This is a genomic window from Bifidobacterium margollesii (assembly GCF_002860355.1).
GTDB classification, from domain to species: Bacteria; Actinomycetota; Actinomycetes; order Actinomycetales; family Bifidobacteriaceae; genus Galliscardovia; species Galliscardovia margollesii.
Genome location: NZ_NMWU01000005.1, coordinates 1 through 16,583, shown reverse-complemented (window position 1 = coordinate 16,583; position 16,583 = coordinate 1). Strand labels below are relative to the sequence as shown.

12 protein-coding genes are annotated in these 16,583 nt (G+C 60.9%); 10 read left to right on the top strand and 2 right to left on the bottom strand.

Features of this window, described 5'->3' with window-relative positions; all coding sequences use genetic code 11:
- The first annotated feature begins 242 nt into the window (after positions 1-242).
- The 8 genes from Uis1B_RS01525 (at position 243) to Uis1B_RS01490 (ending at position 9,088) form a co-directional block, all read left to right on the top strand.
- A complete protein-coding gene (locus Uis1B_RS01525) occupies positions 243-491 on the top strand; it encodes an acyl carrier protein (RefSeq protein ID WP_101614886.1) in 249 nt (82 codons plus the stop codon).
- Between the two features lie 42 nt (positions 492-533).
- The gene (locus tag Uis1B_RS01520; RefSeq protein ID WP_207763353.1) at positions 534-2,402 is read left to right on the top strand and encodes a CocE/NonD family hydrolase; all 1,869 of its coding nucleotides are present in this window, start codon (positions 534-536) and stop codon (positions 2,400-2,402) included.
- Between the two features lie 36 nt (positions 2,403-2,438).
- Positions 2,439-3,482, top strand: coding sequence for an alpha/beta hydrolase (locus Uis1B_RS01515; protein ID WP_101614884.1), 1,044 nt, complete (start codon positions 2,439-2,441; stop codon positions 3,480-3,482).
- The gene (locus tag Uis1B_RS01510; protein WP_101614882.1) at positions 3,479-3,901 is read left to right on the top strand and encodes an ABC transporter ATPase; all 423 of its coding nucleotides are present in this window, start codon (positions 3,479-3,481) and stop codon (positions 3,899-3,901) included. Before Uis1B_RS01515 ends, Uis1B_RS01510 begins: the two co-directional genes overlap by 4 nt.
- A 47-nt stretch (positions 3,902-3,948) precedes the next feature.
- Positions 3,949-4,941: a phosphate acyltransferase gene (locus Uis1B_RS01505; RefSeq protein WP_101614880.1), complete on the top strand. Its 993-nt coding sequence runs from the start codon at positions 3,949-3,951 to the stop codon at positions 4,939-4,941.
- A gap of 44 nt (positions 4,942-4,985) precedes the next feature.
- The gene (buk, locus tag Uis1B_RS01500; protein ID WP_101614878.1) at positions 4,986-6,113 is read left to right on the top strand and encodes a butyrate kinase; all 1,128 of its coding nucleotides are present in this window, start codon (positions 4,986-4,988) and stop codon (positions 6,111-6,113) included.
- A 196-nt stretch (positions 6,114-6,309) separates the two neighbouring features.
- The gene (locus Uis1B_RS01495) at positions 6,310-7,608 is read left to right on the top strand and encodes an MFS transporter (protein WP_101614876.1); all 1,299 of its coding nucleotides are present in this window, start codon (positions 6,310-6,312) and stop codon (positions 7,606-7,608) included.
- A 148-nt stretch (positions 7,609-7,756) separates the two neighbouring features.
- Positions 7,757-9,088, top strand: coding sequence for an MFS transporter (locus Uis1B_RS01490; RefSeq protein WP_101614874.1), 1,332 nt, complete (start codon positions 7,757-7,759; stop codon positions 9,086-9,088).
- A 628-nt stretch (positions 9,089-9,716) separates the two neighbouring features.
- Here the strand turns inward: Uis1B_RS01490 and Uis1B_RS01485 are convergent.
- Positions 9,717-12,041, bottom strand: a complete 2,325-nt coding sequence (locus tag Uis1B_RS01485; protein WP_101614871.1) for a transglycosylase domain-containing protein — start codon at positions 12,039-12,041, stop codon at positions 9,717-9,719.
- A gap of 206 nt (positions 12,042-12,247) precedes the next feature.
- Between Uis1B_RS01485 and Uis1B_RS01480 the strand changes: the two genes are divergently transcribed.
- Complete coding sequence (locus tag Uis1B_RS01480; RefSeq protein WP_243390201.1) at positions 12,248-14,506, top strand: LTA synthase family protein; 2,259 nt, start codon at positions 12,248-12,250, stop codon at positions 14,504-14,506.
- 82 nt (positions 14,507-14,588) lie between these two features.
- On the opposite strand, the gene glf is transcribed toward Uis1B_RS01480, so the two are convergent.
- Positions 14,589-15,800: a UDP-galactopyranose mutase gene (gene glf / locus Uis1B_RS01475; protein ID WP_101615069.1), complete on the bottom strand. Its 1,212-nt coding sequence runs from the start codon at positions 15,798-15,800 to the stop codon at positions 14,589-14,591.
- Between the two features lie 286 nt (positions 15,801-16,086).
- Between glf and Uis1B_RS01470 the strand changes: the two genes are divergently transcribed.
- A partial coding sequence (locus Uis1B_RS01470) for a helix-turn-helix domain-containing protein (protein WP_133124790.1) occupies positions 16,087-16,583 on the top strand: 497 nt, incomplete at its 3' end.

Below are 16,583 nucleotides of genomic sequence, written 5' to 3'. Positions count from 1 at the left end.
GGTCGGGGGTATGAAGGCATACTGCTGGATCCATGATAGAACATGTATTGTGCAAATGCACAATTACGCGAGTGTTTTTACGCTGAACTTCATGCCGACGCACATCGTTTTTTGGCGACAAACCTATGCAAAATCCTTAATCTATAAAGCACAAGGCAAGCGGAGGTCTCAAGGAAGAAGACCGAAATGCCTTGGACTGTTGTACAAGTCATACCCCCTACATAGTTACGAAAGGAATCATCATGGCCGACGAACGCACTGAAGTACTGGACGCGATCCGTACCCGCGCAGCCTCGCTTACCGGCAAGGACGCCTCCGAGTTCTCTGCGGACACTGCTTTCAAGGATCTACAGCTCAAGTCCGTGCAGTACTCGCAGCTGACCACGTATCTGGAGGACGAATTCGACGTCGAGGTGCCGTATATGACCTTCCGGCGCAAGGAGACGTTCGGCGATGCCGCCGACTACGTCGTCGAACTGCTGGACATGTAACCGAATCATAGAGAACTACACAGAACAGGACAGGAACATATCATGATCGAGCCGATTATCCCCGAGGACTGGGAGAAGGTAGACGGCAAGCTCTCCGACTTCATCACCAAGACCGGTGAAAACGCGAACGTCAACGACGACGTCCCGATCTACAAGGATTCCAAGGGCGGAATCTTCTACCTGCTGGAGGAGGAATTCCAGGGCGAGAAGATGAAGGTCTGCTACCGCGTCTCGCGTCAGCCCGTCGCCGATCAGGAGGAGGTGGACCTCGCGAACTCCGAGGATCCGATGGCCCGTATGGGACAGGGGTTCTGTCCGCCGTTCAATCAGCGTACCTATGAGGCCGCGCCCGGCATCATCTGTGAGCAGGATCAGGCCGTCGTCATGCGAGACGGTGCCACGATCTACTGCGACATCTACCGCCCGGTGACCGAGGAGAAGATCCCGGCGATCGTCTCGTGGAGCTGGTTCGGTAAGCGTCCCGGTGACGGCATGAGCGAATGGCAGATCATGGGCGTGCCGCCGAAGACCGTATCCAACTGCGCCAAGTTCGAATCTCCCGATCCGCTGTACTGGTGCCATCAGGGCTATGCCGTGGCCAATGTGGATGTGCGCGGCGCCGGCCATTCCGAAGGCAACGTGCACATGTTCACCCATCAGGACCGCGAGGACGGCTACGACTTCGTTGAATGGCTGGCCCAGCGTGATTGGTGCAACGGCAAGGTCGGCATGTCCGGAAACTCCGGCGTGGCCATGCACCAGTGGGGCATCGCAGCCGAGCAGCCGCCGCATCTGGCCTGCATCGCACCTTGGGAGTCCACCACGGATCTGTACCGTGAAAGTCTGTTCGAGGGTGGCATTCCGGCACTGAGCTTCAACGAGTTCATCGCCGCACAGGTCACCGGCCCCAACGGCGTGGACGATCAGGTGGCCATGGCCCGCATGTACCCGTTCGAGAACGCCTACTGGCGCGACAAGATGCCCGACTTCTCCAAGGTGCGCATCCCCGTCTACCAGACCGCCGGCTGGAGCCACTTCCACCTTCCCGGTTCGTTCAACGCCTGGCGCCGTTGCAAGTCCCGCCTCAAGTGGATGCGCGCCCATCGCGACTTCGAATGGCCTGACACCTATCAGCCCGAGAACCTCGAGGATCTCAAGCGCTTCTACGACCGTTACCTCAAGGACATCCACAACGGATGGGAGATGACCCCGCGTGTCCGCCTCGACGTGATGGACGCCTACGACTGCGATTATCAGGACCGTCGCGCCGAAAAGACCTTCCCGCTGCAGCGTACCGAGTACCGCAAACTCTACTTCGATCCCGCCACCGTGACCCTCAAGGACTCGCCGCTCACTGACGCATCCAAGGCCTCGTACGATCCGGATTCCGGCCAGCTGGAATTCGACTACGTCTTCGGCGAGGACACCGAGATCACCGGCTACATCAACCTGCATCTGTTCGTCTCCTGCGATGGCTACGACGACATGGACATGTTCGTCAACATTCAGAAAGCTTCGGCCGACGGCGAATGGATTCCCTGGTACACGCTGGACGAGCCGCATCCGGGAGCCTGGGGCAAGTGCCGAGTCTCCCGTCGCAAGCTCGACGAAAAGCTTTCCAAGCGGCATATTCCGGTGCTGGCCAACGAAAGTGAAGAGAAGCTCAAGGATGGTGAAATCGTTCCGGTCGACATCGCCATCGTCCCCTCCAGCCGAATCTGGCATAAGGGGGAGCGCCTGCGCGTGCAGATCGCCGGCCGCTACATCCGTGAGGGATGGTTCGAGCCACTGGCTTGGGACACCGAAAACCACGGTACCCACAACGTGCACGGCGGCGGCGAATACGAATCCTGGATCGAAATCCCGGTGATTCCTCCCCGTTATCAGGCCGGCGACTACGTCGTTCGCTGACGACCCCTCGCGCGCAAATTTTCGAAAGGAGTAACCATGGACGCCCGCGAACTGCGAAGCTTCGCCAGAATCCTTCCCTCCCTGCGTGAAGCGGCATTGGAACCGGTTCTTGCCGGTCCGATCCGCGGGCGTCACATCGTCTGCAAGGTGATGCCCGCAGGCGACGACTCGCATCCCGCTCTCGATACCTGGCTGCATCCGGCCGATGTGCCGGAAGGAGAAGTCGCTCCGGTGGTGTTCGAACTGCATGGCGGCGGGTTCGCCATGGGCGACGCCCGTAAGACCGATGCCCTATGCGAGTGGATTCGAGATGCCTTCAATGTGCATGTGGTGGGTGTGAACTACCGTCTGGCGCCGGAGCATCCATGGCCGGCAGCACTCGACGACGTGCTCGACGTGCTGCAATGGTACGCCGAGCATGCCGCGGAATACCGGATGGACACCCATCGATTCATCCTCATGGGCTACAGTGCCGGGGCTCAGCTCGCACTTGTCGGTGCGATCGAAAGCAAGGCGGTCGCCGAGTATCATGTGTCCGGCCTCGCTCTGCACTACCCGTTCTTCGATGCATCCACCGCCCCGGCCGACAAGGCACTGCGTGAGATTGATCTGCCGATCGATCTGATGGAGGCCTTCAACGACTGGTACTGTGGCGACGCGGATCGCCGTAACCCCCGTATCTCGCCGATCTACTCTTCCGATGCCGAACTGGCCGATCTGCCGGTCTCTTCGATCCTTCCCGTCGAAGGCGATGCCATGGCCGACGAAGGCGTACGCATGGCGGACCGGTTGCGGTCTATTGGCGTCGACGCTCGTCTGCACATGGTGACGCACGCCTACCACGGGTACATCGAAGACGCCGTGAACCCCGAAGCCTACCGTGCGGCCAATCCGCCGGAGACCATTCAGGCCCGGCCGCAAGGTACCGACCGGCTCGCCGGTGAGATGGTGTTCGAAGCGTTGAGCGACGTGCTTGATGCGTTTCCTCAATCCGTGCCGTTCCCATGGCTGAGTGATGAGGCCCAGTTACCGGATTCGGTTGAATCTAGTGATTTCAAACCTCGGGAGGCGCGCTCATGACCCCCGTCACCCGACTGATGGTGTTGCAGGATCTGGTGCTGGCCGTGGTGATCAACACCTCGGCGATGCTGCTCTCCGGCGCGGCGATCACCCTGACCTCCTGGTATCCGGGAACCTGCACCGCTTTCTGCACCAACGTGCTGCTGCAGCTGATCCTCCCTGTTCCCGCCGCCGGGCGACTCTGTTCCACATGGCTGGGCGAATCCAAGATTCGTCCATGGGCCTCCGTGTTCGTCGAAAACCTGATCTTCGTCACCTGCATCTCCTTGACCATGGCCGTCATGCAGACCGGGCCGAACGGCATCATCGCCACCTGGCTTGCCACCTACGGTCAACTGGTTGCCATCGGTTACATCACTTCGATGGCGCTGTACTACATCGCCACATCAATCGTCACCAAACCCGTTCCCGCACGGTAGCGGAAAACCAACACAAAAGCGTCAAACCAACACAAAAAGGAACCATCATGGACAAGGAATTCATCGACCAGCTGGCCGAACGCGCCAAGGCCGGCCACAAGCATATCGTCTTCCCTGAAACCGACTGTCCCGAAATCCTCGAATGCGCGGCCAATCTGCTTGCCGACGATATCGCAGACGTTACGTTGATCGGCCGACATGAGGATATCGCTGCACTCGCCGCCGAACATGGTCTCGACCTGACAGGCGCCGAATACTTCGACAACACCGACGAAGAAGCCCGTCGATCACTGGTCGAGCCGGTCGTCGCCGCCGGACTCCTGAGCGAAAAGGCCGTGTTGCGCAAGGCCAAGACCGCGGTCAACGCCGCCATGATGCTGGTCGGCGCCGGTCGGGCCGACTGTGTGGCTGCGGGCCGTGTGCTCACCACCGCCGACGTGATCATCGCCGCCCAGTCGATCATCGGACTCGCCCCCGGCATCAACGTGGTCTCCAGCCTTGGCGTGGTGGACGCCCCAGGCTTCGACGGTCCGCAGGGACAGATGCTCGCCATCGCCGACTGCGCGATCAACGTGCTACCGGACGCGGAGGCGCTCGCGGACATTGCGATCTCCTCCGCTGATACCATTTCGTCGCTGCTGGGATGGGAGCCGCGCGTAGCCTTCCTTTCCTTCACTACCTGCGGCAGTTCCGAGGACGACTCCGTAGACGTGATCCGTCGCGGACTCGAACTCGCCCGGCAGCGCCGTCCCGACATCGCCTTCGACGGTGAATTCCAGCTCGACGCCGCCATCAACCCGAAGACCGCCGAACGCAAAGTGAAACGTGACAGTGCTGTCGCCGGCAAGGCCAATGTGCTGATCTTCCCGAACATCCACGCAGGCAACATTGGCGTCAAGCTCATCCAGACCTTCGGCCACGCCGACGTGTACGGGCCGGTGCTGCAGGGCTTCGCCAAGCCGGTATGCGACTTCTCCCGCAGTGCACCCGTTTCCGAAATGATGGGCAACATCCTGATGCTGCTCGTCCGGGCCGAGTAACCGCCACTCAGCAGAAGATCAACGAAGATCAAGAAAGGACCATCATGACCGCAACCCCCGTCATTCTGACATTGTCGCCGGGATCAACCTCTACCAAGATCGCCGTGTTCAAAGGCGAGGAGGTGCTCTTCAAGGCCAACGTTCAGCATCCCGCCAACGAACTCGCAGCCTTCGACAACGCGATCGATCAGTTCGACTACCGCAGGAAGACCATCCTCGACGAGCTGGCAACACACGACATGTCACTCGACGACATCGACGCCTTCTCCGGCTACTGCGGATCGATGGGGCCCACGGTTGGCGGCATCTTCGCCATCGACGAGACGGTGTGCGAACATGTGACCCATACCGGCGTGAATCATCCGGCCATCCTCGGAGCCCCGTTGCTGTACGACTTCGCCAAGGCCACCGGTAAGCCGGCCTATGCCGTGAACCAGCCCGACACTGATGAGCTGATCGACGTGGCCCGCATCACCGGATACCCAGGCGTCTACCGCAAGAGTCATGTGCACTGCCTCAATCAGAAGGAGGTGGCGATCCGCTACGCCAAGTCACTCGGTCGCGACTACGAGGACATCAACGTGATCGTGGCGCATATCGGCGGCGGACTTTCCGTGGCCGCGCACGAACACGGTCGCATGATCGACACCAATGACGTTCTGGAAGGTTCCGGCCCGTTTGCGCCCAACCGTTCCGGTGACGTGCCGCTCAAGCCGGTGGTGAGGCTGTGCTTCGACGGTGAGCATGATCAGAGGTCTGTGCTCAACGTGGTTGGCAAGACCGGCGGTTTGATGGGTCTGGTCGGTACCGACGACGCCCGTGAGATCGGTCGGCGCATCGAAGCCGGCGACGAATGGGCACGCATCGTCTACGACGCCATGGGATATCAGGTGGCCAAGGCCATCGGCGGGTTCGCAGCTACGCTCAAGGGTCGGGTTGACGGCATCATCCTTACCGGAGGCGTGAGCAACGACAAAACGTTCGTGGCCAAGATCGTCGATCGTGTGGGTTGGATCGCCCCCGTTCAGGCATATGGCGGTGATTTCGAGATGGAGGCGCTGGCAGCCGGCGCCGTCCGAGCGATCGCCGGTACCGAGGCGGTGATGACCTACACCGGTGAACCCTCGTGGGCCGGATTCACCCAGGAAGGCGCCATTCCGGACATCGGCTGATTCCGAGACCGGTAAAACAATCGTGGTGCGGTGGAAGCTGTCATCCGCCGCACCTGCCAATGAGACGGTCCGCTATGGGCCAACGACAGCATCGTGAAACGTTGCCGGTGCGAAGAGGCGCCGGCGAAAACAACAGTCGCAATGAGGCGGCATCAGCAGAAAGGAGAGCGTGTGCGCCGACGCACACCACAGGATTATGACTAGCACCACCATAACGGCGAAGAAGACCAATCACTGGATACCGGATCTCGGAGTCAAAGGCTGGGGCGTCACCGCCACCTGCATCGGCTTCTATTTCTTCTACAACTTCTGGAACAACGGTTCCAACACCCTGTTCTCGCTCTTCACTGAAATGTACGGGTGGCAGACCACGCAGATGTCGATGGTCGTCACCGTATCCGGATGGGCTTCGCTGGTCGGCATCCTGCTGTTCGGTATCATCGGTCACAGGATCGGCGCGCGCAACGTGTCGATCATCGGCCTGATCGGCAATATGGTCGCCTTCGCCGTTTTGGCCATGATGAACAGCTTTACGATGTTCTTCATCGGTGTGCTCCTGTTCTTCGTCACCATGACCGCCTACGCGGTGATCGGACTGGGCAAGCTCGGCTCCAGCTGGTTCCCGCACAAGAAGGGCATGTTCATGGGCATGGCCACGATGGGCATGACCCTCAATGGTGCCTGCATCAATGCCGTGGTGGTGGCCTGTGCTGGCTCCTCGATCGGCATCAGCGGCTTCTTCTGGGGCTGCGCCGTGCTGTGCGCCCTGCTGGCCGTCGTCACCTTCCTGTTCGTCAAGGACAATCCCGAAGAGGCCGGTGCCTGGCCCGACAACGATCGCAGCATTTCCCGCGAGCAGCTCGAGCGTGATTTCGCCGCCGCCGAGGAGTACAAGAAGCACAGTCCGTGGACGGTCTCCAAGGTGCTGAAGACCCCGCAGACCTGGCTCATCGGACTCGGATGGGGCATCGCGATGCTCGCCGCCTCCGGCACCATGGCCCTGCTCGCCCCCACTTTGGTCTCCTACGGTCACGAACTCACTTTCGCGATCCTGCTCATGGGCACGATGTGGCCCTTCGGCATGCTCGGTCATTACATCATCGGTGTGCTCGACCAGAAGTTCGGCACCAAGAACACCACTTTCGTGGTTGTGGCGATGATGATCATCGCCGGTGCGCTGGTGTTCTTCTTCGGCTCCAACAACATCGTGTGCGCCGTCGCCGTCGCCCTGCTGATGTTCTCCATCTCCGGCAACGCCAACGTATGCATGTCGATGACCACGACGGTGTTCGGCCGCCAGGATTTCGAAATGGCATGGACCCCGATCCAGATCATCTACAACATCTGCAACTTCGCCGGAGTGACCGTGATGGCCATGGTAGGCGCGATCTTCGGACAGCCTTCCGTGATGATGGCCCTCGTCGTGATCTGCGTCGTCTCCCTGATCCCGATCGGACTGTGCAGCTCCAAACAGATCGGCAGCCAGATCAAGTGATCGGCCTCTGAATCCGATTCGTCTATTCCGACGATCCAACCATCCCACCTCGTGGCCTCTGGTCATGGAACACGCTGATCGGTCGAGTCCCATGACCAGAGGCCACAGTCGCGAGCGGGGACGAGAGACCCCGCGGAAAGGAACCATCATGAACAACGTCGTTACGCCATCGGAGCGGCCCGCGGCTCCGTCCCCGGCCGGTCGGAAGCAGGGCGGATTCCACTACGCTTTCCTGATCGTGGCCAGCGGCATTGTGCTCACCTGCGTGCCCTGCGCGCTGGTGTACAGCTGTGCGGGCATCTACTTCACTCCGGTGAGCGAATACTTCCATGTGGCCAAGGCAACGTTCACCCTGTACTTCAGCATCGCCAACATCGCAATGATGATCGGCCTGCCCGTCTCCGGCAAACTGATGAGCAAACTCGACATCCGTATCGTACTGACCACGGGTGTGATCTTCGATGGTGCAGCCTGCATCGCCATGTCGTTCTTCCATGCCGTATGGCAGTTCTACATCGCCGGCGTGTTCATCGGTCTCGGCACCGCTCCGCTGCTGTATCTTGCCGTTCCTACACTGATCAACGCCTGGTGCCGCAAGCGCGTCGGCTTCTTCGTCGGACTGTGCATGGCGTTCACCGGCATCGGCGGTGTGATCTTCAACCCGTTGGGTACCGCGCTTATCAAGTCCGGGCCTGAAGGCTGGCGCACCGGATATCTGGTGTTCGGCATCATCATTCTCGTCGTCACTCTGCCGTTCACCGTCTTCGTCGTTCGATCCAAGCCGTCGGACAAGGGGCTGCTGCCGTATGGCGCCACCGAAGATTACGCGGACGCCGAAGGAGCCGAAGGCACGGCCGAGGCCGAACAGGTCCGTGGCGTTTCCGCATCCAAAGCCATGCGCACACCGGCGTTCTTCGCGCTTGCCGTGTTCTGCGGCATCATCACCATCAACCAGACGGTGTATCAGTTCCTGCCTTCATATTGTCAGTCGTTCGAAGCGTCTCTGCCGCAGATCGCCGCATTATCTGGCGTAGTCGCCTCTGCATGCATGGCTGGTCAGGCGCTGGGCAAGGTGCTGCTCGGCACAATCAACGACAAGAGCGTGGTCGCCGGTCTTTCCACCGGTATCGGCGGCGGCATCATCGGCGTGGTGCTCATGTGGTTCCTGCCCGCGCAGGCTGCGATCCTTATGGTCGGTGCGTTTCTGTTCGGTTTCGTCTACGCTTGCACCACTGTGCAGACTCCGCTGCTGGTACGTGCCGTGTTCGGTTCGCGTGACTACACGAACATCTATTCGAGGGTTTCCTCCGTGGGTGCGCTCGCTGGTGCGTTCGCCGCAGTGTTCTGGGGATTCATCGTCGATCTGCCAGGTGGATTCCCGATCATGTTCACACTGAGTCTGGGGTGTATGGTTCTTGCATTCGTGCTCGGCGTGTGGTCGCTGAAACAGGCCAGGAAGATCGAGCATCTCAGCGAATAGCGGGATCGTTGCTCCAAGCCCCTCATCCGACCGGCTTCGCCGGCCACCTTCCCCCGGTGGGGGAAGGCATGGGGCGACATCGGGCCGGTCGGCGGGTTCCAGTGGTCGTTGCAACATCCGGTGATCCGAAAGGGGATTCCCGGATGGGCGATTGGGTATTCGAGGGCGTGCGGTACGCGTTCCGCGGGGAGGCGCAATGAGCCGCGCCCGCACCGTCTCCTGCCGGGGGAGGGCACCGAGTCATTCGGATTCGTTGACGGCAGATTCGCGGCAATGGATGACTTCCGCCGTGGAATCAGATGCGACCGGGATATCCGTCGTGATGGGTCCTGCACGGTGGTCAGAGTGGTCGGGGGTGCTTTCGGTGGATAAAGCGTGACCGGGCATATTCACCGTGACGGGGTATGGGTATGCCCGGTCACGCATACCTATGCCGAGTCACGCCATCCATATCGAAATACGCGGGCTCGGTCCACAATGTGACACGGCATCAATGCAACTCGGTGGCACTGCGACCCGAGTAATGCAACCTTGGTGGTACTACCGGGGTGGTATTGAGTCCACGAGTACCGTGCGGAGTAAGTAATGCGGCTCGGTGGTACTCCGTCCCGGCAGCACCGCTAGGCGACTATTCGGTGGCGCCGCCTTGGCCGGACTGTGTTCCGCCGGACGTTCCCGATCCGCCGGTTTCACTCGAAGTGCCGCTGCCGCCGCTTCCGGTTCCGCTGCCCGTGCTGGCCGAGGCGCTCGGGCTGGCGGAGGCGGCGGGCGACGATGCGCTCGCCGAGGGGCTGGCCGAGGCGCTCGGGCTGGGGCTGCTTTCGGCGCCGGACCCGGAATCGTTCGCATCCGACTTCGAGGACTTGCCGGAACCGGTGTAGCTGCTGCCCGTGCCGGTGCCCCAGGTGCCATCGGAGCCGCCGACGGTGCCATCATCCTCCGGTTCGGGGAAGGCCTCGTCAGCCACGCCATCCAGCGCCTGCGACATGTATTCGGTGTATAGGTGCACGGCATATGCGCCGAAGATGCCGTATTCGCCGATCTCCGGCATGTCGTTGGCGTTGCCGGTCTTCGGATCGGGGTTCCATGCGGCGAACAGCGTCAGGGTGGAGGGCGTGAAGCCCACGAAGCTCAATGCCTTCGCATCGTTGGCGGTGCCGGTCTTGCCGGCCATGGTCTTGCCGATGGAGCTGGCCTCGGATGCGGTGCCGCTCTGCACGGTGCCCTCCATGGCCTTGGTCACCAGCGCCACGTCGTTCGCGTCGAACACGCGCGTGGTGGTGGTCGGCGCGTTATACAGCTCCTTCTTCGAGGAGTTCAGCACCTTGCTCACCATGTGCAGCGTGGGCTTCTGCCCCTGATTGGCGATGGTGGAGAATCCGCGGGCCATATCCATCACGCTCAACGCCGACGTGCCCAGCGTGGTGTAGGCGTCCGCCGTGATCTTGCCCTTGATGCCGGCCGTGTGAGCCGTGTCGATGATGGTCTGCGCGCCGAGATGCTGCTGCAGATCCATGTACACGGTGTTCACCGAGTTGGCCGTGGCCTGGTACAGGTTGATGTATCCGAAGCTTTCGCCGCCCGAATTGGTCATCGGAGTCGAAAGGCCGGGGAAGTCGCGCGGCGAATTGCCGTTGAACACGGTGTCGAGGCTCACGCCCTTCTGCACGGTGGCGAGCAGCGTGAACGGCTTCATCGTGGAGCCCACCTCGTAGGTGGCGTCGGTCACGTTGTTGAACTGCTTGGTCAGATAATCCTCGCCGGCGTACAGCGAGATGATCGAACCGTCCTTCACGTTCACCGAAATGCTGCCGATCTGCACGCCGTCCGGCAGGATGCTGTTGGTGCCGCCCTTCTTGCTGGCCACCTGATACATGAGATCCTGCTTGGACTTGTCGATCGTGGTGATGATCTTGTATCCGCCGGTGTCGAGATCCTGCTCGGTGAACGCCTTCGACGCCACCAGCTCGTTGCGCACCATCTTCAGCAGATAGCCCTTCGGCCCCTGATACACGTTGTTCACGGACTGCTTCACCGTGTTCGGCATCTTCGCGTCGGTTTTCTGCTTCGCGCTGATGTAGCCATCCTCCTGCATGATGTTCATCACGCGGTCGAATCGCTGCTGGGCCATCTTCTTGTTCACGGCCGGATCCCAGTTGTTCGGCGAGGGGATGATGCCCGCCAGCGTCGCGGCCTCATACAGCGTCAGATCCTTGGCGTCCTTGTTGAAGTACGCCTTGGCGGCCGCCTGGATGCCGTAGGTGTTGCGGCCCAGATAGATCGTGTTCATGTAGTTGCACAGCACCTTGTCCTTATCCTGGCTCTGTGCGATCTTCAGCGCGAGGAACGCCTCCTTGATCTTGCCCTTGTAGGAGGTGGTTTCGCCCAGATAATACCGTTCCGCGTACTGCTGGGTGATCGTCGATCCGCCCTGCCGGGTGCCTTTGGTCACGTTGTTGATCAGCGCTCGGCTGATGCCTTTGAGATCGATGCCGCGATCCGACCAGAACGTGCGGTTCTCGGAGGCGACGATCGCATTGCCCACATAGCTGGGCAGTACGGAACAGTCGATGATCTCACGGTTCTGCTCGGCGAACGTGCCGATTTCCGTGGTGCCGTCGGCGTAATACACCTTGGTTTTCTCGGCCAGCGCGATCGATTCGGGGTCGGGGATCTTCGTGGTGGCGTACATGTAGGCGAACACGCCGCAGCCGGCCAGGATCATGGTCAGCAGGGCGATCAGCAGACCTTTGAGAATCCTGTGCTTCCTCTTCGGACCCCGTCCCTTACGGTTCCCCGCACGCCGTGATCTGCGGGGGCCGGCGTTCTGCTGGGCCGCACGCCGGGCGCGTCGGCTGCCTGCCGGGGGCGCGAACGACGGTTCCGACGAGCCCGACGCGCCTTGGAAATTGCGGGACGCGGATGACGCAGTTCTACGAGTCTGAGAAGCCATACGGCCTAGGCTACCCCGACCGTCCCGAACACCTACCGATTGGTGAGTGAATGTTCATATTATCCGTACGAATGACTGCGTGGTTTGCGGGGCCGGTTTTGTGGATTATCGGTTGGTTTTTTCGTAATCCCGATCATGCCGCACGTAGAATATTAGATTTGTTTACTTGGAATTCATGTTCGTTTTGTGGGCAAGGAGACGGATCGTTGACGGTTGAACACGAGGGAACGGCGGCGACGGCTGCTGCTGCGGCGAAGACGATGATCCTCGCCGTCGATACGACCGGCGTGATCGATACCACCGGAGTCGATGTCTCCGATGCCGACAATACCGTCGAACTGACGGACGCCGACCTTGCGTATCCGGGCAACAATCACCGGCCTCTGCCGTGGTGGGTGTACGTCGTCGCCTTCCTTACGATCGACATCATCGCGGTCGGACTGTTGCAATGGTCGGTGTGGACGGTCGAGCCTCTGCGCGGTTTCGGCGGGTTCATCTCGAAGATGTGGACGAGCGGCGACTTCCAGTTCCTGCTCAACCTGCTGATCCTCGGCATCATCTATTTCGTGTTGACCATGCTGATCAACCGATTCTGGGTGGCCGCGCCGATCTTCCTGTCCGTCGTCGGATTCTGCGCGGTGGCCGAACGGTTCAAGGTGAGCGTTCGGTACGAGACGATCAAGCCCAGTGATCTGAACTTCCTCAAATCCGACGCCGGCAACATGACCAGCTTCATCCCCAGCGGCGCTGGGCGAATCATCGCCACGGCGGCCATGTTCTTCCTGACGATGGTGGTGATCAGCTATTCGATGGGCAAGCGGGACGGTCGTCGGAGACTCATCGACTGCGGTTTCGGGCGGTCCGGTCAGACTGGTCGGCCCGGTCGCAATCTGTGCATCACCGCCCGCGTGGTGATGATCGTGATCCCGTCGCTGTTCCTCGGCATGTTCACCGCCGGACTCGCCACCACCGGATCGTGGGCGAACACGTTCGCGCAGAAGCTCGGTGATTCGCCGAAACTGTGGGATTCGGTGTGGGATGCGCAATCCAACGGCACGCTGATCGGCTTCGAACGCTTCATCAATCCGAAGGTGATGGATGAGCCGGCGAACTACTCCGAGCAGACGATGAAGCGGATCGCCCGCAAATACGCCACGGCGGCGAACGAGATGAACGAGGATCGCGCCTCGAACATGGAGGACAGCACCGTGATCATGGTGCTCTCCGAATCGTATTCCGATCCGACGCGCGTGCCGGGACTGAAGCTCAACAAGGACCCGATGCCGAACACACGGAAGATCAAGCAGGGCACGACCAGCGGCCTGATGCTTTCGGCCGGATACGGCGGCGGCACCGCGAACATGGAGTTCATGTCGATGACCGGCCTGACGATGGCGAACTTCGACGCCTCGCTCAGCTCCCCGTATCAGCAGCTCGTACCGAAGCTCAAATGGGCGCCGACGTTCAACCAGCTGTGGAACGGCGGCGAGAACTCACAGGCGTTCCACCCGTATGAGTCGTCGATGTACTCGCGTGCGGAGAACTATCGGAAGTTCGGGTTCCAGCATTTCTGGACGCTGAACGAGCCGGACGTGATCGCGCATCAGGGCAAGATCGACTCCTCGCCGTATGTGAAGGACTCCGACGCCTACCAGAGCCTGCTGGAGAAGATCGACACCTCGAAGAGCCAGTTCCTGTCGGTGCTCACCATGCAGAACCATATGAACTACGACAACTGGTACGCCAACAACGAGTTCCAGGCGAGCAGTTCGACGACCCAGCCGCTCGGCATCGACGAGACCACGCAGATCCAGACGTACGCGAAGGGTGTGGAGTATACGGATCAGGCGACCCAGGCGTTCCTCAACCAGTTGGACAACATCAACAAGCCGATCACCGTGATCTTCTACGGCGATCATCTGCCCGGCATCTACGCCTCCGCTTCGCAGGACTCCAACAATTCGGTGAAGCTGCACGAAACCGACTATTTCATCTGGTCGAACAAGGCGTCAAGCTCGCATGGCACGAAGCTGCCGGCCTCCGCCACGGCGATCACCTCGCCGAACTACTTCATGGCGCAGGCGGCCGAACACATGAACGCGAAGGTCTCGCCGTATCTGGCGTTCCTGACGATGATGCACGAGAAGGTGCCCGCGATGGAGCCGCCGGTGGTCAACGAGATCCAGAGCTGGAGTCGCATTCCGAGTGGGCAGGCGCTGTATCTCGACAAGAACGGCAACCGCTTCGACATCACCAAGGCCGACGAGGAGACGCAGGAGCTGCTGGAGGACTACAAACTCATCCAGTACGACATCACCGCGGGCAAGGGGTACCTGAAGAACACGCAGTTCATGAACCTGCCCGAGATCGATGCGGACGGCGACGCGAAGATCGAGGAGCTGCCCGAGCCTGGCGTGAAGAACACCGGCGAGGTGCCGAAAATTCGCGAACGGATGAGGTCTTGACGGAAACCGGCCTCACAACTCGCAAAAAAGCCCCCGAATCAGTCGATTTCAGGGGCTTTTTTGCGAGTTGTGAGGCCGTGTATCAGCCGAGCAGCGGAGCAACCGCGTTTTCGTAGGCGGTGAGCGCGGTGTCGATCACGTTGTGCATGTCGTAGTACTTGTAGGTGCCGAGCCGCCCGCCGAACACGGTGTTCGGCACTTCGGCGGCGCGAGCCTCATACTGCGCGTACAGGGCTTTGTCGGCTTCGGTGTTCACCGGGTAGTACGGTTCATCGTCGCGCTTGGCGAACCGGGAATACTCCTCCCACACCACGGTGCGATTCGGGTTCTGGCTCTCTGCGCGCTCCGGATTGAAGTTCTTGAATTCGATTGCGCGCGTGTAGGGCACGTCGGCGTCCGAGAAATTCATCACCGGGCAGCCGAAATGATCGCCCTCGTCGTAGCGGACCTCCTTGAAGTCCACCGTACGCCACTTGAGGTCGCCCAGCTCATAGTCGAAATATCGGTCCACCGGTCCGGTGTACACCACGGGCTTGCCGGCCGCGGACAGTGCCTCGCGGTTGAACGGCTGGTCGGTGTCGAAGAAGTCGGTGTTCAGACTCACGCTGATGCGCTCGTCGTCGATCATGCGCTCCATCCAGGCGGTGTAGCCGTCGGTTGGCAGTCCTTCCCAGGTGTCCTTGAAATACCGGTTGTCGTAGTTGAATCGTACCGGCAGTCGCTTGATGATCGCGGCGGGCAGTTCGGCCGGGTCGGTCTGCCATTGCTTGCCCGTATAGTTCTTGATGAACGCCTCGTACAGCGGACGGCCGATGAGCTGGATGCCCTTGTCGTTGAGATTCGTCGGATCGGTGCCGGCCAGCTCCCCGGCCTGCTCCTCGATCAGCGCCCTGGCCTCGGCCGGCGTGTAGTGCGCGTGGAAGAACTGGTTGATCGTCCCCAGATTGATCGGCAGCGGGTAGACCTCGCCGTCGTGCGTGGCATACACGCGGTGCACGTAGTCGGTGAACGAGGTGAAGCGGTTGACGTACTCCCACACCCGCTTGTTGGACGTGTGGAACAGGTGGGCCCCGTACTTGTGGATCTCCGCACCGGTTTCCTCGTCCATGTAGGAGTAGGCGTTGCCGCCGATGTGATCGCGCACGTCGATGATGTGCACGCGGGCGCCCGCATGTTCGACGGCCTGCTGGGCCACGGTGAGACCGAACAGGCCCGCACCCACCACGACCAGATCCACGTCCTCGATCCTGGGAGCAGTGACCTCGGCTGCTGTGGTGTGGGCGGCTGTCTGCATCGGGAACTCCTTCATTCGCACGTCGTCAGGTTTCGTTTTCGTCCTGTTTCAGGATACATGCACGATCACGGCACGTTGCCGACGTCCTATGGCGTGGGCAGGCCCGGAGCGTACGGCGTGATCGAGATCATGCGATGTGACCCCCGGACGTGGTACGGATGCAGACCCGGACGTGGTCCGAATTGAACAGCTGAATTCGAACGTTCCCGGGTTCTAAATAGAAGCGCAACACCTGTCTAAGGTTGGAAGTGTTCAAGTCCACAACCGAAGAGAAAGTGCTGCGCCCATGACGAAAGTGTATTCCCACCTGTCGGCCGAGGAACGAGTCCGGATCGACGAACTGAGGAACCGAGAGGGGCTCGGCGTGCGCCAGATCGCCCTGAGGATCGGCCGGGACAAGTCCACGGTCAGCCGCGAGCTGAGGCGCGGCCTGTGGTTCGCGTCCAACGAGAACGACTCCTACCGTCCGTACAGGCCGAAACGCCTGAAGACGGGCGCATGGACCGCGCGCCCGTTCTACTCGGCCCTGACCGCGCAGCGCAAGGCCGAGACCCGCGCCCGCAGGTCGCGCAAGCCCCTGCGCATGGCGTACGACCCGCTGCTCTCCTGGGTGATGGACGCGCTGCGCAAGGGATGGACGCCGGAGCTGATCGAGGGACGGCTCAAAATCGAATGGCCCGACGACCCGCGCATGCGGATNAGCCACGAGTGCCTCTACCAGTGGATCTACGCCAAACCCCAGAAGGCGCTGGACCTCAGGCAGTACCTGCCGCGCGGCAAGCG